General features: G+C 56.4%; 17 protein-coding genes. All 17 read left to right on the forward strand.

From position 1 onward, the window contains the following. Nucleotides 1-328: 328 nt before the first annotated feature. Nucleotides 329-2,215, forward strand: a complete 1,887-nt coding sequence (gene mnmG, locus K325_RS0114375) for a tRNA uridine-5-carboxymethylaminomethyl(34) synthesis enzyme MnmG (RefSeq protein ID WP_029654965.1) — start codon at nucleotides 329-331, stop codon at nucleotides 2,213-2,215. A 1-nt stretch (nucleotide 2,216) separates the two neighbouring features. Continuing rightward, nucleotides 2,217-2,852, forward strand: a complete 636-nt coding sequence (rsmG, locus tag K325_RS0114380) for a 16S rRNA (guanine(527)-N(7))-methyltransferase RsmG (RefSeq protein ID WP_029654966.1) — start codon at nucleotides 2,217-2,219, stop codon at nucleotides 2,850-2,852. A 31-nt stretch (nucleotides 2,853-2,883) separates the two neighbouring features. Further along, complete coding sequence (locus K325_RS0114385; protein ID WP_029654967.1) at nucleotides 2,884-3,678, forward strand: ParA family protein; 795 nt, start codon at nucleotides 2,884-2,886, stop codon at nucleotides 3,676-3,678. 60 nt (nucleotides 3,679-3,738) lie between these two features. After that, nucleotides 3,739-4,617 carry a ParB/RepB/Spo0J family partition protein gene (locus tag K325_RS0114390; protein WP_029654968.1) on the forward strand — a complete coding sequence of 293 codons (879 nt, stop codon included), beginning with the start codon at nucleotides 3,739-3,741 and terminating at the stop codon, nucleotides 4,615-4,617. 217 nt (nucleotides 4,618-4,834) lie between these two features. Then, nucleotides 4,835-5,227: an ATP synthase subunit I gene (locus tag K325_RS0114395; protein ID WP_036193630.1), complete on the forward strand. Its 393-nt coding sequence runs from the start codon at nucleotides 4,835-4,837 to the stop codon at nucleotides 5,225-5,227. A gap of 15 nt (nucleotides 5,228-5,242) precedes the next feature. Next, nucleotides 5,243-6,097 carry a F0F1 ATP synthase subunit A gene (gene atpB, locus K325_RS0114400; protein ID WP_029654970.1) on the forward strand — a complete coding sequence of 285 codons (855 nt, stop codon included), beginning with the start codon at nucleotides 5,243-5,245 and terminating at the stop codon, nucleotides 6,095-6,097. Between the two features lie 54 nt (nucleotides 6,098-6,151). Continuing rightward, nucleotides 6,152-6,379 (forward strand): F0F1 ATP synthase subunit C, encoded by a 228-nt coding sequence (gene atpE, locus K325_RS0114405; protein ID WP_014423137.1) that lies wholly within the window; start codon nucleotides 6,152-6,154, stop codon nucleotides 6,377-6,379. An 88-nt stretch (nucleotides 6,380-6,467) separates the two neighbouring features. Beyond that, nucleotides 6,468-6,938, forward strand: coding sequence for a F0F1 ATP synthase subunit B (locus K325_RS0114410; protein WP_029654971.1), 471 nt, complete (start codon nucleotides 6,468-6,470; stop codon nucleotides 6,936-6,938). Between the two features lie 12 nt (nucleotides 6,939-6,950). Next, nucleotides 6,951-7,487: a F0F1 ATP synthase subunit delta gene (locus K325_RS0114415; protein WP_029654972.1), complete on the forward strand. Its 537-nt coding sequence runs from the start codon at nucleotides 6,951-6,953 to the stop codon at nucleotides 7,485-7,487. Between the two features lie 28 nt (nucleotides 7,488-7,515). Continuing rightward, entirely contained in the window at nucleotides 7,516-9,060 is a 1,545-nt protein-coding gene (gene atpA / locus K325_RS0114420) for a F0F1 ATP synthase subunit alpha (protein WP_029654973.1), read from the forward strand. 70 nt (nucleotides 9,061-9,130) lie between these two features. Continuing rightward, complete coding sequence (gene atpG / locus K325_RS0114425; RefSeq protein WP_029654974.1) at nucleotides 9,131-9,994, forward strand: F0F1 ATP synthase subunit gamma; 864 nt, start codon at nucleotides 9,131-9,133, stop codon at nucleotides 9,992-9,994. Nucleotides 9,995-10,046: 52 nt separating this feature from the next. Beyond that, nucleotides 10,047-11,441: a F0F1 ATP synthase subunit beta gene (gene atpD, locus K325_RS0114430; protein WP_029654975.1), complete on the forward strand. Its 1,395-nt coding sequence runs from the start codon at nucleotides 10,047-10,049 to the stop codon at nucleotides 11,439-11,441. A gap of 38 nt (nucleotides 11,442-11,479) precedes the next feature. Next, nucleotides 11,480-11,902 carry a F0F1 ATP synthase subunit epsilon gene (locus K325_RS0114435; protein WP_029654976.1) on the forward strand — a complete coding sequence of 141 codons (423 nt, stop codon included), beginning with the start codon at nucleotides 11,480-11,482 and terminating at the stop codon, nucleotides 11,900-11,902. A 148-nt stretch (nucleotides 11,903-12,050) separates the two neighbouring features. After that, nucleotides 12,051-13,418: a bifunctional UDP-N-acetylglucosamine diphosphorylase/glucosamine-1-phosphate N-acetyltransferase GlmU gene (glmU, locus tag K325_RS0114440; RefSeq protein WP_029654977.1), complete on the forward strand. Its 1,368-nt coding sequence runs from the start codon at nucleotides 12,051-12,053 to the stop codon at nucleotides 13,416-13,418. A 29-nt stretch (nucleotides 13,419-13,447) separates the two neighbouring features. Next, nucleotides 13,448-15,280 (forward strand): glutamine--fructose-6-phosphate transaminase (isomerizing), encoded by a 1,833-nt coding sequence (gene glmS / locus K325_RS0114445; RefSeq protein WP_029654978.1) that lies wholly within the window; start codon nucleotides 13,448-13,450, stop codon nucleotides 15,278-15,280. A 94-nt stretch (nucleotides 15,281-15,374) separates the two neighbouring features. Then, a complete protein-coding gene (locus K325_RS0114450; RefSeq protein ID WP_029654979.1) occupies nucleotides 15,375-17,318 on the forward strand; it encodes an ATP-binding protein in 1,944 nt (647 codons plus the stop codon). A 216-nt stretch (nucleotides 17,319-17,534) separates the two neighbouring features. Further along, nucleotides 17,535-18,143, forward strand: coding sequence for a hypothetical protein (locus tag K325_RS18095; protein WP_036193631.1), 609 nt, complete (start codon nucleotides 17,535-17,537; stop codon nucleotides 18,141-18,143). Nucleotides 18,144-18,290: the final 147 nt, after the last annotated feature.

The following is an 18,290-nucleotide window of genomic DNA, read 5'->3' on the forward strand; positions in this document are numbered from 1 at the left end:
AGGGATAATTTGCTAACAACCTCTGGCTTTTTTTATTTATTTATTTTTTATCATATAGTTAAGTGGTTTTTGGGTGGTTTTTTAAAGCCTGGATTTTGTGGATAACTTTTTGAAAACTTTTTTGAACAATAGATGACAAGGCTATGAAAACCCGAAACTTTCGGTTTTCCCCAGCGGCCTCCCGTGCCTGTTGATGGCCCTCCAGCTTCTATTTTACTTCGTATCTGGTTAAAATTTGCACATTTCGACTGCATTTTCCCGGGTGAGACGTTATACTCGCCGCCCTGTTTTTATACCCTTATTTAAAGCCCGATCTCTGAGGTGAAGAGTGGAGTTCCCGACCCGTTTCGATGTCATTGTCATAGGTGGTGGCCATGCCGGTACCGAAGCTGCCCTGGCAGCCGCGCGCATGGGGTCCCAGACCTTGCTGCTGACCCACAACATTGAGACGTTGGGGCAGATGTCCTGCAACCCCGCCATCGGTGGTATTGGCAAAAGCCATCTGGTGAAAGAGATTGATGCGCTGGGAGGCGCGATGGCTCGTGCCACGGACCAGGCCGGTATTCAGTTCCGGGTGTTGAACAGCCGGAAGGGGCCGGCGGTGCGTGCCACCCGAGCCCAGGCAGACCGGATTCTGTACAAGGCGGCCATTCGTCACACCCTGGAAAACCAGCCCAACCTCACCCTGTTCCAGCAGGCGGCCGACGACCTGATTGTGGAAAACGACCAGGTGGTGGGCGTGGTGACCCAGACAGGGATTCGCTTCAATGGAAAAACCGTGGTTCTCACCACCGGAACCTTCCTTGGCGGAGTTATCCACATTGGAATGCAGAATCACGCCGGCGGCCGCGCTGGTGATGCGCCGGCGAACGCGCTGGCCCGGCGCCTCCGGGAACTGCCGTTCAACATCGGGCGCCTGAAAACCGGCACCCCGCCACGCATCGACGCCCGCACCGTGGATTTTTCCGTGATGCAGGAACAGTGGGGGGATGACCCGACACCGGTGATGTCGTTCCTGGGGCACCGTGACGAACATCCAGAGCAGATCTGTTGCTACGTCACCCGTACCACGGAAGAAACCCATGACATCATTCGCAGTGGTTTCGACCGCTCACCGATGTTTGCCGGGAATATTGAAGGCGTGGGCCCGCGCTACTGTCCGTCCATCGAGGATAAGGTCAACCGCTTCGCCGACAAGGATTCACACCAGATCTTTGTGGAGCCGGAAGGCCTGACCACCAACGAACTGTACCCGAACGGCATTTCCACCAGTTTACCGTTTGATATTCAGCTCAAGGCGGTGCGCTCGATTCCCGGGTTCGAGAACGCCCACATCCTGCGCCCGGGTTACGCCATTGAGTACGATTACCTGAACCCGCAGGATCTGCGCCACACTCTGGAAACCAAATTTATCCGGGGCCTGTATTTTGCCGGCCAGATCAACGGCACCACCGGCTACGAAGAAGCCGGTGCACAAGGGCTGCTGGCGGGCCTGAACGCCTCGCTCCGAGCTCAGGAGAAAGAAGAATGGTACCCACGCCGGGATGAGGCTTACCTGGGCGTTCTGGTGGATGACCTGATTACCATGGGGACTCAGGAACCGTACCGTATGTTCACCAGCCGCGCGGAATACCGGCTGATCCTGAGGGAAGACAATGCAGACCTGCGCCTGACAGAGACCGGACGCAAGCTTGGACTGGTGGACGACGAACGCTGGCAGGCGTTCAGCAACAAGTGCGATGGCATTACCAGTGAGCGCCGTCGTCTGGAAGCGACCCGCATTCACCCCAACACCGACGCTGGTGAGCGGGCCAACGGCTACCTGAAGCAGCCGCTGACCCGGGACCAGTCCCTGGCCGAATTGCTCCGCCGCCCGGAAATCGTATACGACCACATTGCCGAGATTGGTGCTGAGCGGGCCGACGACCCGAATGTGGCCGACCAGGTGGAAATTGAGATCAAGTACGAAGGTTACATCTCGCGCCAGGCGGACGAAATCGAGCGCCTGCGCAAGAACGAGAATACCGCCTTGCCATTGGATCTGGACTACGACGTCATCGGTGGTCTGTCCAATGAGATCAAGCAGAAACTCAAGGATGTGCGCCCCGAGACGGTGGCCCAGGCTTCCCGGATACAGGGCGTAACCCCGGCCGCGGTGAGCCAGATTCTGGTTTATCTGAAAAAACGCGACCTGTTGAAAAAGCAGAGCGCCTGAGATGAGTTATCCACAATGGCCGGGCCAGCTCCGCGATGGGCTGGCGACAATGAATCTGTCTCTGAGTGACGGTCAGCAACAACAGTTACTGGCGTTCCTGGCATTGCTGAACAAATGGAACCGGGCGTATAACCTGACGGCGGTCCGGAACGAGCACGAGATGGTCTCGCGCCAGCTGCTCGACAGTCTTAGCATCGCCCCTTGGATAACCACAAGCCACCTGCTGGATGTCGGGGCCGGTGGCGGCTTGCCGGGAATACCGCTGGCCATCGTTTTCCCGGACAAGCAATTTACTCTGCTGGACAGCAACGGCAAGAAAACCCGGTTCCTGAACCAGTGTGTGCTGGAGCTGGGGTTGCGTAACGTCGATGTGATTCATGGCCGGGCTGAAGACTGTCGGCCGGTGCAGCCCTACGCCCAGATCAGCAGCCGGGCCTTCACCGCATTGGCGAACCTGGTGACCTGGTGCGATGCGTTGCTGGCGAAAGACGGTGAGTTCCTTGCCATGAAAGGTCAGTATCCGGATGATGAGGTGGCTGCCCTTCCGGCGGGCTGGCAGGTAGAATCCCGTCATTCCCTGAGTGTCCCCGGATCAGACGGCGAACGGCATTTGCTGGTCGTCGCCCGGGCCAGGTGACACCGGCAACCCCAATATCAGGAGGCAAAGCATGGCACGCGTGATTGCAGTGACCAATCAGAAAGGCGGTGTGGGCAAAACCACCACCTGCGTGAACCTTGCTGCGTCTCTGGCAGCCACCAAGCGACGGGTACTGCTGGTGGATATGGACCCCCAGGGCAACGCGACCATGGGCAGTGGTGTGGATAAAAATACCCTTGAGCTCTCCGGGTACGATGTCCTCACCAAGCGAGCGACCCCGGCCGAGGTAATCCTTCATGCCGAGGCGTCAGGTTTTGATTTGCTGCCAGCCAACGGCGACCTTACGGCCGCTGAGGTGGAGCTGATGAACGAGATCGGGCGGGAGCACCGGCTGCGTCTCACGCTCAATGCCGTCGGGGCGAACTACGATTACATTCTGATCGATTGCCCGCCGTCTCTTAGTCTGTTGACGGTGAACGCGCTGTCCGCAGCCGATTCGGTGCTCATTCCGATGCAGTGCGAGTACTATGCACTGGAAGGGCTGGCGGCTCTGATGAATACGGTGGAGCAGATTCAGGAGACGGTTAATCCCAACCTGGAGATTGAAGGCATTCTGCGCACCATGTACGACCCCCGCAACAGCCTGACACTGGATGTGTCGGGCCAGCTCAGTGAGTATTTTGGCGACAAGGTGTACCGGGCGGTTATCCCCCGGAACGTGCGTTTGGCTGAGGCGCCCAGCTACGGCATGCCAGCGCTCAAATACGATCGGGTTTCCAAGGGCGCAGTGGCCTATCTGGCGTTGGCTGGCGAGATGGTGCGCCGGCACGGATCAAAAAAGACATCCTCTGCGGTTGCGGTGTAACATGGTTCGCCGTCAGGCAATCAGGCACCCTTTATTTCTACAGGACGAATGACAACTACCATGGCGGCGAAAAAGCGAGGCTTGGGCGAGCGGGGTCTGGGAGCATTGCTCCAGGGCTCCAAGGTGAATCTCAATCAGGAGACCAGCGATCACGATGGTGAACTGCGTGAGATCCCGGTCGATCTGATCCAGCGTGGCCGTTATCAGCCCCGTCGTGATATGGACCCGGGGGCACTGCAGGAGCTGGCCGACTCCATTCGTCAGCAGGGCGTCATGCAACCGGTGGTTGTCCGTCCGGTGGGCGAAGGACGCTATGAACTGATCGCCGGTGAACGCCGCTGGCGGGCGACGCAACTGGCTGAGCTTGACCGGATTCCCGCGATTATTCGCGAGGTACCGGACGAAGCCGCCATTGCCATGGCGCTGATAGAGAATATCCAGCGGGAAAATCTCAACCCGATTGAAGAAGCCTTTGCTTTAAAGCGTCTGCAGGATGAATTTGGCCTGACCCAGGCCCAGGTGGCGGAAGCGGTGGGGAAATCCCGAACCACCATCACCAACCTGCTGCGCCTGATTGGTCTTACCGAAGACGTGCGTCTCATGCTGGAACACGGTGATCTGGAAATGGGCCATGGTCGTGCGATGCTCACTCTGCCGCCGGAACAGCAGATGCTGGTGGCCCGGCAGGTCGTGGCCAAATCGTTGTCTGTACGCCAGACCGAAGCGCTGGTGCGTCGAATTCAGCAGGCCAGCCCCGATGACGGGAAGGGGGCGGCGGCACCTGCTCTGGACCCGAACATCCGGGCATTACAGGATGATTTGTCAGAACGCCTGGGGGCCAGGGTCGCGATCAACCACGGCACCAGGGGCAAAGGCAAACTGGTAATTGAATACAGTTCGCTGGATGAGCTCGATGGCATTCTGGGCCACATCCGGTAACCGGCCGAATAAAACCTGAAAATCATCCTAAAGTCCCGTATAGCACCAGAAACACCACATGTGGTTGTGGGGTTTGGTGTGTAACACAATCTGTGTAAAACTTCGGGTTTTCAGGGGGTGGTCTGTTTACTTTTCCGCCAGCATTTGCGTCGGGCCATGTTGAACACCTATCGGTTAACACATATAATTCCGCGCGCTTGGAATGACAGCTGATGATATGAACCGTTCTTCAAAAGCCATCACGTACGTACCACTTGGCAAGTGGTTGATCATAGAGATGGCGGTTCTGTTTGTTCTGAGCCTGTTGTGGTTGTTGGAAAGTCGTTTGGCCGGGTATTCCGCACTGATTGGCGGTCTTATTTTTGTCATACCAAACGCGTACTTTGCTCACCGCGCTTATCGTTATCAGGGTGCCCGACACATGCACCTGGCAGTGAGCAACATATTCAGGGCCGAGAGTATCAAGCTGGCCCTTACCGCAGTGTTTTTTGCGGCCGTTTTCACTTTAATGGAGCCAGTACACGTACCGGCTCTGTTATTCACTTTTGCTGTGATGGTTGTGTTGGGTACGGCATTGCGCTGGCTCATCCGGCCGCGACCACAGCGATGACTGGATGAGAACAGTATGGCAGCTGGTACCCCAGTAGAGTATATAAAACACCACCTTACCAACCTTACCTATGGCAAGCTCCCGGAAGGCTATGAGCGTGCGGATGGCAGTGTCGTGCAGGAGGCCTCCTGGACCTTCGCGCGTACCGGTCAGGAAGCCGCAGACATGGGCTTCATGGCTATCCATGTGGATACCATGGGCTGGTCCATCGCAATGGGCCTCCTGTTCCTGGGGCTGTTCCGCTTCGTGGCCAACCGGGTCACCGAAGGCGCGCCGGGCGGCTTGCAGAATCTGGTCGAAATGACCTTTGAATTTGTTCAGGGCATCGTTCGCGATGTTTTCCACGGCAAGAACCCGTTGATTGCCCCGCTGGCACTGACGGTTTTTGTCTGGATTCTGCTGATGAACATTCTGAAGCTGATCCCGATCGACTATATCCCGTCCATTGCTTCCGCTCTGGGGCTTGGCTACTTCAAAATTGTTCCAACCACCGATCCCAACGGTACGTTCGGTATTTCCATCGGTGTTTTCCTGCTGATCCTGTTCTACAGCTTCAAGGTGAAAGGCGTAGGTGGTTTTACCAAAGAACTGGCCTTTAACCCGTTCAACCACTGGATTATGGTCCCGTTCAACCTGCTGCTGGAAATCCTGGCATTGATCATCAAGCCGATCAGTCTGGCACTGCGTCTGTTCGGTAACATGTACGCTGGTGAGGTTGTCTTTATCCTGATCGCGTTGTTGCCGCTGTGGGTTCAGTGGACGCTGAACGTTCCCTGGGCGATCTTCCACATTCTGGTGATCCCGCTTCAGGCCTTTATTTTTACTGTACTGACGGTGGTATACCTCAGTGCGGCGCACGAAGATCACTGATTAACCCTTTAATAAACAAACCCTTAACTATCTGAAAAAACTGAGGAGTCTTCAATGGAAATGGTATTTATCGCAGCTGCGTTGATCATCGGTCTGGGCGCTCTGGGCGCTGGTATCGGTTTCGGTCTGCTGGGCGGCAAACTGCTTGAGTCCACTGCCCGTCAGCCGGAAATGGCCAACCAACTGCAAACCAAAGCCTTCATCATGGCGGGTCTGCTTGATGCGGTTCCCATGATCGGTGTTGGTATCGCGATGTACCTGATCTTCGTTGTTGCTGGTTAATTAAACCGAGAACTGAGGGCGCCAGCCGTGGTTGTGCGCCCTTCTTCCCGGAAACCAGGACGCAACGAATAGCAAGAGGTATATCGCCGTGAATATAAACCTTACGTTGATAGGGCAATCGATTGCCTTCGCTATTTTCGTCTGGTTCTGCGTCAAGTATGTATGGCCGCCGATTACGGCAGCCATGGAAGCGCGCCAGAAGAAAATTGCAGATGGCCTATCCGCGGCCGATCGGGCTTCTCTCGATCTGGAACTGGCCCAGGAAAAAGCCACCAAAGAACTGCAAAAGGCGAAAGAAGAAGCTGCAGCCCTGATTGACCAGGCCAACAAGCGTGCCGCCCAGATTGTGGAAGCCTCTAAAGAGGATGCCCGCAGTGAAGGCGAAAAGCTTATTGAGCAGGCCAGGGCGGAAATTCAACAGGAGCGTGTTCAGGCTCGCGACGCACTCAGAGCAGAAGTGGCCACTCTGGCCGTGGCTGGTGCCGAGAAGATTCTGGAAACCTCTGTAGACGCCAAAGCTCACAGCGAGATGCTGAACAAGCTGGCCGCAGAACTCTAAACGAGGGTCATCATGGCAGAACTGACGACGTTAGCCCGACCCTATGCGAAGGCCGTTTTTGATGCCGCGCAGGACCAGAACGCTATTGATCAGTGGGATCGGGCACTGGCTTTTGCAGCGCAGGTTGCGGCTGACCAAGAGGTAAAGAACATCCTGGCCAACCCCGGCCTGTCTGAGCAACGCAAGGCGGAACTCTTCGCAGAGTGTTTTGAAGAGCCGCTGCCTGAAGCACTCAGAAACTTCCTGTTGATTCTTGCTGAAAACAAGCGTCTGGCCCTGTTGCCGGAGGTTTCTGCCCTGTTCCGTCTGTACCGTGCAGATCTCGAAAAGTCTGTACACCTGACAATCGATTCCGCTTTCGAACTGTCTTCCGACGAGCAGCAGAAACTGATCGACGCACTGTCCAAAAAGCTGGAGCGCAAGGTCGAACTCGAAACCACCGTGGATCAGTCCCTGATCGGTGGCGTGATCGTACGAACAGGCGACCTGGTTATCGACGCTTCAGTCCGTGGCAAGCTGGCCAAAATGGCCAGGGCTCTGGGCTCCTGATTTCAGCACAAGGTTTGAGGACAAAGGCATGCAGCAACTGAATCCATCCGAGATCAGTGACATCATCAAGAAGAGAATCGAGAAACTCGACATCTCTTCCGAAGCAAAGAACGAAGGTACGATCCTGTCCGTTTCTGACGGTATCGTGCTGATCCACGGTCTTGCCGACGTTATGTACGGTGAGATGATTGAATTTGCCAACGGCACCTACGGCATGGCTCTGAACCTGGAGCGTGATTCGGTGGGTGCGGTTGTTCTGGGTGATTACGAAGGCCTGGCCGAAGGTCAGAAGGTACGTTGTACCGGTCGTATCCTGGAAGTACCCGTTGGTAACGAACTGCTGGGTCGTGTAGTTGACTCTCTGGGTAACCCGATCGATGGCAAGGGCGAGCTGGGCAACAGCCTGACCTCCCCGGTTGAAAAGGTTGCTCCTGGTGTTATCGCACGTCAGTCGGTTGACGAGCCGGTGCAGACTGGCCTGAAAGCCATCGACACCATGGTTCCCATCGGTCGCGGCCAGCGTGAGCTGATCATCGGTGACCGTCAGATCGGTAAAACCGCCGTTGCGATCGACGCGATCATCAACCAGAAGAACACCGGCATCAAGTGTATCTACGTTGCCGTTGGTCAGAAGCAGTCTTCCATTGCGGCCGTTGTGCGCAAGCTGGAAGAGCACGGTGCCATGGACCACACCATCGTGGTTGCCGCTGGTGCTGCTGATCCGGCCGCCATGCAGTTCCTGGCGCCGTACGCCGGTACTTCCATGGGTGAATTCTTCCGTGACCGCGGTGAAGACGCGCTGATCGTATACGATGACCTGTCTAAGCAGGCCGTTGCTTACCGTCAGATCTCCCTGCTGCTGCGTCGTCCGCCAGGACGTGAAGCATTCCCGGGTGACGTTTTCTATCTGCACTCCCGTCTGCTGGAGCGTGCGTCCCGCGTGAACGCCGACTACGTTGAGCAGTTCACCAACGGCGAAGTGAAAGGCAAGACCGGTTCCCTGACCGCTCTGCCAATCATCGAAACCCAGGCCGGAGACGTGTCTGCGTTCGTACCGACCAACGTAATCTCCATCACCGATGGTCAGATCTTCCTGGAAACCAACCTGTTCAACTCCGGTATCCGTCCGGCCATGAACGCCGGTATCTCTGTATCCCGGGTAGGTGGTGCAGCCCAGACCAAGATCATGAAGAAGCTCGGCGGTAACATCCGTCTGGCCCTGGCCCAGTACCGGGAACTGGCGGCGTTCGCCCAGTTTGCTTCCGACCTTGACGAAGCAACCCGTAAGCAGCTGGAGCATGGTCAGCGCGTCACCGAGCTGATGAAGCAGAACCAGTACAGCCCGATGACCGTTGCGGAAATGGGTACCGTACTGTTCGCAGCAAACGAAGGCTTCCTGGACGATGTGGATGTCACCAAGGTTGTGAGTTTTGAAGCCCAACTGCTGGACTGGATGCGGTCCGAGCAGAAGGAGCTTCTGGACAAGATCGGCCCTGAAGGTAACTTCAACGACGACATCACTGCCGGCCTCAAAGCTGCTCTGGAGAAATTCAAGACCACTCAGAGCTGGTAAATCCAAAAGGCCCGCCGTTGTGCGGGCCTGCTGGTCCATTTGAGTGTCTAACTTGAAAAGGCAGTGACTTATGGCCGTCGGAAAAGAAATACGTAACCAGATCGGAAGCATCAAGAGCACGCAGAAGATCACGTCCGCCATGGAAATGGTGGCCGCGAGCAAGATGCGTAAAGCTCAGGAGCGTATGCAGGCGACTCGCCCGTACGCCGAAAAGATGCGTCAGGTAATCGGACACATTGCGAAGTCCAATAAAGATTACCGCCATCCGTTCATGCAAGAGCGCGAGGTCAAACGGGTTGGCTACATTGTGGTCTCCTCCGATCGCGGGCTTTGCGGTGGTCTGAACACCAACGCGTTCAAACTGCTCGTAAAAGAAATGCGTGAATGGAAACAGAAAGGTATAGCGACCGATATCTGTGCCATTGGCCAGAAGGGTGCCTCCTTCTTCCGCAACTACGGCGGAAACGTGGTGGCAGCCGTCACGCACATGGGCGACAGCCCCAGTGCGGATCAGCTGATTGGCAGCGTCAAGGTGATGCTGGATTCGTTCGAGAACGGCAAGATTGACCGCCTGTTCCTGATCAGTAACGAATTCGTGAACACCATGACTCAGAGCCCGAAGGCGGAGCAGCTGTTGCCCCTGCCGGAAGGCGATGATGCAGACATCGGTCACCAGTGGGATTACATCTACGAGCCGGATTCCCGTCCGATCCTTGACGGGCTGATGCCACGTTATATCGAATCCCAGGTGTATCAGGGTGTGGTAGAAAATCTGGCCTGTGAGCAGGCTGCCCGGATGATTGCCATGAAGAGCGCGACAGACAACGCTGGCAGCATCATTGACGAGCTTCAACTGGCCTATAACAAGGCCCGTCAGGCAGCGATCACGCAGGAGATTTCGGAGATTGTGAGCGGCGCGGCATCGATTGGTTAACGCTCACTGACCTACTGGTTTTATTGACTATCAAGATAACGAGGAACCGAGCATGAGTAGCGGACACATCGTTCAGATCATTGGCGCGGTTATCGACGTGGAATTTCCACGTGACTCCGTTCCAAGCGTTTACGACGCACTGCTGCTTGAAGGTGGCGAAACAACTCTGGAAGTCCAGCAGCAGCTGGGTGACGGCATTGTTCGTACCATCGCCATGGGCAGCACCGAGGGCCTGAAGCGTGGCCTGAAAGCAGAAAACACCGGCAAGCCGATCTCCGTACCGGTTGGTACCCAGACTCTGGGCCGGATCATGGACGTTCTGGGTCGTCCCATCGACGAACAGGGCGACATTGGCGAAGAAGAGCGCTGGGCTATCCACCGCAAAGCACCGGGCTATGCCGACCAGGCAGCCTCGGCTGACCTGCTGGAAACCGGCATCAAGGTTATCGACCTGATCTGCCCGTTCGCCAAGGGTGGTAAGGTTGGTCTGTTCGGTGGTGCCGGCGTTGGTAAGACCGTCAACATGATGGAACTGATCAACAACATCGCGAAAGAGCACTCTGGTCTCTCCGTATTCGCCGGTGTTGGTGAGCGGACCCGGGAAGGTAACGACTTCTACTACGAAATGAAGGAGTCCAACGTTCTCGATAAGGTTGCCATGGTCTACGGCCAGATGAACGAGCCCCCTGGAAACCGTCTGCGTGTGGCCCTGACCGGTCTCACCATGGCCGAGAAGTTCCGTGACGAAGGCCGTGACGTTCTGCTGTTCGTTGACAACATCTACCGTTACACCCTGGCGGGTACCGAGGTATCTGCACTGCTGGGCCGTATGCCGTCTGCGGTAGGTTACCAGCCGACTCTGGCCGAAGAGATGGGTCAGCTGCAGGAGCGTATCACCTCCACTAAAAACGGTTCTATCACGTCCATCCAGGCGGTCTACGTACCGGCGGATGACTTGACTGACCCGTCACCAGCCACCACCTTCTCGCACCTTGACGCGACCGTGGTACTGAGCCGTGACATCGCCTCCAAGGGTATCTACCCGGCGATCGATCCGCTTGATTCCACTTCCCGTCAGCTGGACCCGCTGGTGATTGGTGAGCAACACTACAATGTTGCCCGTGGTGTTCAGAACGTTCTGCAGCGCTACAAGGAACTGAAAGACATCATCGCGATCCTGGGGATGGACGAGCTGTCTGAAGACGACAAGCTGATCGTATCCCGTGCCCGTAAGATCGAGCGTTTCCTGTCGCAGCCGTTCCACGTTGCGGAAGTATTTACCGGTTCTCCGGGTAAGTACGTGTCTCTGAAAGAGACCATCGCCAGCTTTGAAGGCATTCTCAACGGCGACTACGACGACATGCCAGAGCAGGCGTTCTACATGTGCGGCGGCATGGACGAAGCGATTGAGAAAGCTAAGGCAATGAAAGAGAAAGAAGGTAAGTAAGACACCTCCTTTCCTTTCTGACCCAAGAGGCGTATGAAATGGCTATGACCGTACATTGTGACGTCGTAAGTGCCGAGGAAAAAATCTACTCGGGTCTGGTGGAGATGCTGATCGCCACCGGCACCGAGGGTGAGCTTGGCATCCAGTATGGCCATGCTCCGCTGCTGACCGGGCTGAAGCCCGGTGCAGTGCGGATCATCAAGCAGGGTGGCAGTGAGGAGATTCTGTACGTATCCGGAGGTTATCTGGAAGTGCAGCCCAACCTGGTTACCCTGATGGCCGATACCGCGGTTCGTGCAAAGGATGTGGACGAAGCGTCGGCTCTGGAAGCCCAGAAGCAAGCCGAAAAGGCACTGGCGAACAAGACAGGCGAGTTCGAGTATTCTCGTGCTGCTGCCGAGCTGGCCGAAGCAGCCGCTCAGCTGCGTACCATCCAGAAGCTGCGCAAGCACCTGCGATAAGCCGGGCTTGCGTCGGTCTCGGACTGGCCTGACAGTGAACCGCATCCTCAGGTGGAGGGTCCGGTGTTCCGGAAACGGAGCAGCGGCAATTTCACCGGGACGCGGTTTTTTTTATTTATGGACATCTGAATACCGGAGCTGATTGCCCATGAGTCCGTTACACGTTGTGATCCTGGCGGCTGGCCAGGGTTCCCGTATGAAATCTGCCCTGCCCAAGGTCCTGCACCCGGTGGCGGGAAAAGCCATGCTGCATCATGTCATTGACACTGCCAGGCAGCTGGGCGCGGAGAAAATTCACACGGTGATCGGCCATGGAGCAGAGCAGGTCCGGGCGTCTCTGGATGACCCCGATGTCCATTGGGTGTTGCAGACGGAACAGCTTGGTACCGGTCATGCGGTTGCTCAGGCCCTGCCGGAATTGCCGGACAATGCGCGGGTGCTGGTGCTCTACGGGGATGTGCCGTTGACCCGAACCGATACGCTGGAAACCATGGTCCGTGATCTCGACGAGCACACCCTGGCCCTGTTGACCGTGAATATGGACAACCCTCACGGCTATGGCCGCATTGTCCGTAATGCCGATGGGCTGGTGCAGGCGATTGTGGAGCAAAAAGATGCCAACGCCGCGCAGCAGGCCATCACGGAAGTGAATACCGGAATTCTGGCGGTGTCTGCTCGTCATCTGAAGAGCTGGCTGCCAACGCTGTCGAACAGCAATGCCCAGGGCGAATACTATCTGACCGATATCATTGCTATGGCGGTGGATAACGGGCTGTCGGTGGCAGTCTCCCAGCCGGGCAATCCGTTTGAGGTTCAGGGGGTGAACAACCGGGTCCAGCTGGCCGAGCTTGAACGCTGGTACCAGCGCCAGCAGGCGGAGCGCCTGATGACCGAAGGTGCTACGCTGGCCGATCCCTCACGCGTGGACGTACGGGGTGAGCTGACCATTGGCAACGATTTGTGGATTGATGTGAATGCCGTATTTGAGGGCACGGTCAGTCTGGGCAACCGCGTAGTGATCGGGCCGAACTGTGTCATCAAGGATGCCACGATTGCCGACGGCGCCGAAATCAAGGCCAACAGTGTGATTGAGGGGGCCTCGGTGGGAGCCAACGCCCAGATCGGCCCGTTTGCGCGCCTGCGCCCGGGGACCGAACTGGCGGCCAATACCAAAGTGGGCAACTTTGTCGAAACCAAGAAAGCGGTGGTGGGTGAGGGCAGTAAGATCAACCACCTGAGTTACGTGGGTGATGCCTCTCTGGGCCGTAACGTGAATGTGGGTGCAGGAACCATCACCTGCAATTATGATGGTGTGAACAAGTATCAGACGGTGCTTGGCGATGGCGTTTTTGTTGGCTCAAACACCTCGCTGGTCGCCCCGGTAACCGTGGCGGAGCAAGCCACCATTGGCGCCGGCTCTACCATCACCCGGGACGTGGCCGGGAACGAATTGGCTGTTGCCCGTGGCAAGCAGCGCAACATTGAAGGCTGGCAACGGCCGCAGAAGTCCAGTTAATTACGGATCAACTAACAGGTGACAACAGCATGTGTGGGATTGTAGGAGCGGTTTCCGAACGGGATGTCCAGGGTATTCTGCTGGAGGGCCTGCGTCGTCTTGAGTACCGGGGATACGACTCTGCCGGTATGGCCGTGATCAATCGGGAATCACAGGTTAAGCGTGCCCGGGAAGTGGGTAAAGTTGCAGCCCTGGCTGACGCGATTGGCTCCAGTCCTCTGGAAGGTGCGCTGGGTATTGCCCACACCCGTTGGGCCACCCATGGCGAGCCGTCTCAGGTGAACGCCCACCCGCACATGTCCGGGGATCGCCTGGCCATCGTCCACAATGGCATCATCGAGAACTATCAGGAACTGAGAGATGAGCTGAAAGCCGAAGGTTTTGTGTTCACCTCCCAGACCGACACCGAAGTGGTGGCTCACCTGATTGAAAAGCACTACCGCCAACAGGGCAAGCTTTATGACGCGGTTAAAGCCGCCATTCAGCGCCTGCGTGGCGCCTATGCCCTGGCCGTCGTACACGCCGATGAGCCCGACCATCTGGTGGTCTGTCGGGAAGGCAGTCCCCTGGTTGTGGGCGTGGGAATTGGCGAGAACTTTATCGCCTCTGACCAGTTGGCCCTGTTGCCGGTGACCGACCGCTTCATGTTCCTTGAGGAGGGCGACATCGCCGATATCCGTAAGGATCGTGTTGAGATCTGTGACCGTGAGGGGCAGCGGGTAGAGCGTGCGGTCACGCGCTTCGAACACGGCGCGGATTCAGCGGACAAAGGCGAATACCGCCATTTCATGCTCAAGGAAATCTACGAGCAGCCGAAAGTGATCAAGGCCACCATGGAAGGCCGGATTACCGACAGCCGGATTCTGGAACAGGCTCTGGGAACCGACGCGGCTAACCTTCTGGACAACGTCAGACACGTTCAGATCATTGCCTGTGGCACCTCTTACCACGCCGGAATGGTCGCCCGATACTGGATTGAAGATCTTGCGGGGGTGCCGTGCTCGGTTGAGGTCGCCTCTGAGTTCCGCTACCGAAAGCACGTCATTCAGCCGGACACCCTGTTCCTGTGCATTTCCCAGTCAGGCGAGACGGCGGATACCCTGGCGGCTCTGCGTCAGGCCAAAAAAGCCGGTTTCCGTGCGGCCCTGGCCATCTGCAACGTGCCGGGCAGTTCCCTGGTGCGGGAGTCTGATCTGGTGATCATGACCCAGGCCGGCCCGGAGATCGGTGTTGCTTCCACCAAGGCCTTCACCACCCAATTGACGGCCTTGCTGATCTTCACCGTTGCCCTGGCCCGCCACAATGGCCTGAGTGAAGACAAAGAAGCAGAGATCGTTGCCGCCATTCATCAGTTGCCCAAGCAGGTGAGTGACGTCCTCGCCCTGGATGCCGACATTGAAGAGATGTCCAAGGCGTTTATGGACAAGAACCACAGCCTGTTCCTGGGCCGTGGTTCCCAGTTCCCGGTGGCGATGGAAGGGGCGCTCAAGCTCAAGGAAATTTCCTACATCCACGCCGAGGCCTATCCCGCCGGCGAGCTCAAGCACGGTCCGTTGGCTCTGGTGGACAGTGAAATGCCTGTGGTGACGGTGGCCCCGAACAACGACCTGTTGGAAAAGCTCAAATCCAACCTGGAAGAAGTGCGTGCCCGGGGAGGCGAGTTGTTCGTGTTTGCCGATAAGGCGGCTGATGTAAAAGCGGAGGAAGGGCTCCATGTCATGCAGATCCCGTCCGTGCACGAAATCACCGCGCCTATTGTCTACACCGTGCCACTGCAGTTGTTGTCATACCATGTGGCGGTTCTGAAAGGCACGGATGTAGATCAGCCGCGGAACCTGGCGAAGAGTGTGACGGTGGAGTAATTCGTCTTATCTGAAGCCAAAAAGAAGCCCTGATGCCGCAGTTACTCACGAGCAAGAGCCGGGAAAAATTCAGTACCAGGGAGGTTGATCGCCGATGCACGAATTTACTGCCGAAGAGTTGCTGGACCAGCTGCAACTAGTGGACGAGTGCCCTCGTATTGAAGCTAAAAAGGGTAGCGATATCGGTGGTTCCGTGATGCAGACGGTCTGTGCGTATGCCAATGAACCGGGTCTAGGTGGCGGTTATTTGCTGCTCGGTGTTTCGGAGCCGGACGATGAGCATGAGCAGTTTTATGTTTCGGGTATTAACAATGTTGATCAGATACTAGGACAGCTGCAAACCAACTGTCGAGAACAGTTTGAGCAGAGTATCCCGGTTTCGGCAGAAACCGTGCAGCTACAGGGTAAGACCGTGATTCTGGTGTTTGTCCCGGAGCTTGAGCCGGTTGCGAAGCCCTGTGCTTTCAAAGGTAAATTCGATAAGAAAAACAAACGCAAAACTGGTGTCTGGCGTCGTGGCCTGAACGGCGATTATGAGTGCACCCAGGCTGAGCTGGAACCCCTGCTGTTGGCCAAGAGTGGTTTGGGGTTTGAGCAGGTCGTATTGCCGGGTGCGGAATGGGATGACCTCGATCCGGATGTCATTGCCCTGTATCGCCAGTTACGGGCACGAGTGCGCCCTCATGCCGAGGAGCTGCAGGTCAGTGATCAGGAGATGTTGCGCGCACTGAATCTGGCTAAAAAGCACAACGGTGAATGGCTGCCAAATGTCGCCGGATTATTGCTGATGGGCAAGCCACTAGCGTTGCGGCGTTTGTTGCCCTCGGTGCGTGTGGACTATGTGCGTATCAGTGGCATCCAGTGGGTTGAAGACCCTGAGCAGCGTTTCCAAACCACGCTGGATTTACGTGAACCACTATTACGCCTGATCCCAAAACTCGAAGCCACGATTCTGGATGATTTGCCAAAGCACTTTCGTTTAGATGAAGGCAGTACCCAGCGTAGTGATCAACCGCTGTTGCCGCAAAAAGTGGTGCGGGAAGCGGTAGTGAATGCCCTGATGCATCGGGATTACCAAGTGCAGCAGCCGATTCTGGTGGTGCGATACAGTAATCGCATTGATATTCGTAATGCGGGTTATTCGCTGAAGCCGGAAGCTATGCTGGGCGAAATGGGGTCTAAACTACGTAACCCGGTATTGGCTGCAGTGTTGTATGACCTGAACTTTGCTGAAACTAAAGGATCGGGTATCCGTACCATGCGTTCTTTGTTGCAGCAGGTCGGCTTAGCTGCTCCGGTGTTTTCAAGCCATGTGATAGCCAACGAATTTCAGGCAACCTATCTGCTGCACCAGCTATTGGGTGAAGACCAGCTTGCATGGTTGAGCCAGTTCAAATACCTGCAGTTAACCAACGATGAGGCCAGGGCCCTGATTCTGGCGAAGGAGACAGGTGCGGTTGATAATGCTGGCCTGCGTGCAGTGACCGGGCTGGATACCTTATCGGCCAGTCAGGTGTTGGGACGTTTGCACCATCAGCATGGTTTGTTGGTAAAAGGCGGAGCAGGCCCCGCAACCTACTATCAGCTAGCCGACCGGTCATTGGACTCAGGTGAATTACCTTTATTTGGAAGCCAGGAAGCGGCAAATACGAGTGACTTGGGAGCAAATACGGGTGACCTCGGTGCAAATGAGGGTGACCTCGGTGCAAATGAGGGTGACCTGCCCGGTGCTTTGGCTCTTCGAATAAAGGAACTCACCCCAAAAACACGCAAGGATAAACTTTGGCCGGTGGTTCTGTGGCTGTGTGCGCTACGACCCTATAAAGCAGAACAATTGGCCAGTCTGCTGGGTGGACGTTCAGTCAAGTCGCTCAAAAGTACTCATCTGAACGTTCTGCGTGAGCGAGAAAAGATGCTGGCTTATCTCTTCGCTGAAGTGGTGAATCATCCGGATCAGGCGTACCAAACTACAGAAAAAGGTATCCAGTGGTTGCGAGAGCAAGGCATTGATCCAAATTGGGAAAACTCAAATAGATAATGATATTTTCTCTGAACGACTGATGAAGATGAGTCTCAACTGGTAATGCGGGAGCTGGGTGACATAGGCTGCGCTACCGCCTTTCGCCAGATCCTCTAGCTTAACGATGGCCTGAGCAACCCCGAACACTACTACATTCACGTCATCGGTAAGGCCAAGAATCAGGAACCCTGCACTGGCGGCAGCTGTGCCGGCTTCGATTACCTGGGCTCTGATGTGGGTGTATCCGCACCCTTGGATACCCGGCCACGTTACATCGCTCCCATCCTCACCCCACACTATGATGAGGAACAGCACTGGCTGGCTTACCGCGAGTACCGCCGCCTGCTCAAGGCCGGCGAAGACCCGGACAACGCCACGCCGGTCATCGGCTCCAGCGATGACCTGATCGAGGTGCTGTACTCCCTGATCGGCCCCGAGTTCGACCGCCTCACCCCCATCGACGGCGGCCAGGACCTGATCCTCGCCATCGGCGAACACGAGACCCGTATTGAGGTGGGTGAAGACAATACTTTGCGCTTCAATAATATCGAACATCTGGCGGGTCTCGACCCGGAGGATTTCCTGTCGATGCGGCTGTATCTGAACCAGGATGCGGGGAATGTGCTTTGGGAGTATGCATTTGAGCATCTGGTGCTGGGCACACAATTGGCAGGATACGATCCGTCGACCGGCGAGACTCTGTACATTAGCGCTGACGCCCCGAGGGTGCCACTGGAGGCCATTTTGATTGGCTATGCTGGTCGTGAGAACAAGGAGCCTGTGCGAGTTCGCTGGTGGAGCGAGTTTGACCAACACAGTCGATATCGATATCGATATCGATAACGAATACGGGATTTTTACCAACGAACTGACCATGCCGCCCAATCGCGGGGCGGTATCAACAGTCTCTGTCCAGTTGTTGGATTCCTCCGGCCGTGCCCAGCGGCAGGTTAACGCATGGCCAGGCGGCCATGCTCACCGTCTCAATGT

The organism is Marinobacter daepoensis DSM 16072 (assembly GCF_000421165.1).
GTDB lineage: Bacteria > Pseudomonadota > Gammaproteobacteria > Pseudomonadales > Oleiphilaceae > Marinobacter > Marinobacter daepoensis.

Coding starts and splice junctions, on each gene's coding strand:
- rsmG (WP_029654966.1), top strand. CDS start 2,217: ATGAGTTATCCACAATGGCCGGGCCAGCTCCGCGATGGGCTGGCGACA.
- K325_RS0114385 (WP_029654967.1), top strand. CDS start 2,884: ATGGCACGCGTGATTGCAGTGACCAATCAGAAAGGCGGTGTGGGCAAA.
- K325_RS0114390 (WP_029654968.1), top strand. CDS start 3,739: ATGGCGGCGAAAAAGCGAGGCTTGGGCGAGCGGGGTCTGGGAGCATTG.
- K325_RS0114395 (WP_036193630.1), top strand. CDS start 4,835: ATGAACCGTTCTTCAAAAGCCATCACGTACGTACCACTTGGCAAGTGG.
- atpB (WP_029654970.1), top strand. CDS start 5,243: ATGGCAGCTGGTACCCCAGTAGAGTATATAAAACACCACCTTACCAAC.
- atpE (WP_014423137.1), top strand. CDS start 6,152: ATGGAAATGGTATTTATCGCAGCTGCGTTGATCATCGGTCTGGGCGCT.
- K325_RS0114415 (WP_029654972.1), top strand. CDS start 6,951: ATGGCAGAACTGACGACGTTAGCCCGACCCTATGCGAAGGCCGTTTTT.
- atpA (WP_029654973.1), top strand. CDS start 7,516: ATGCAGCAACTGAATCCATCCGAGATCAGTGACATCATCAAGAAGAGA.
- atpG (WP_029654974.1), top strand. CDS start 9,131: ATGGCCGTCGGAAAAGAAATACGTAACCAGATCGGAAGCATCAAGAGC.
- atpD (WP_029654975.1), top strand. CDS start 10,047: ATGAGTAGCGGACACATCGTTCAGATCATTGGCGCGGTTATCGACGTG.
- K325_RS0114435 (WP_029654976.1), top strand. CDS start 11,480: ATGGCTATGACCGTACATTGTGACGTCGTAAGTGCCGAGGAAAAAATC.
- glmU (WP_029654977.1), top strand. CDS start 12,051: ATGAGTCCGTTACACGTTGTGATCCTGGCGGCTGGCCAGGGTTCCCGT.
- glmS (WP_029654978.1), top strand. CDS start 13,448: ATGTGTGGGATTGTAGGAGCGGTTTCCGAACGGGATGTCCAGGGTATT.
- K325_RS0114450 (WP_029654979.1), top strand. CDS start 15,375: ATGCACGAATTTACTGCCGAAGAGTTGCTGGACCAGCTGCAACTAGTG.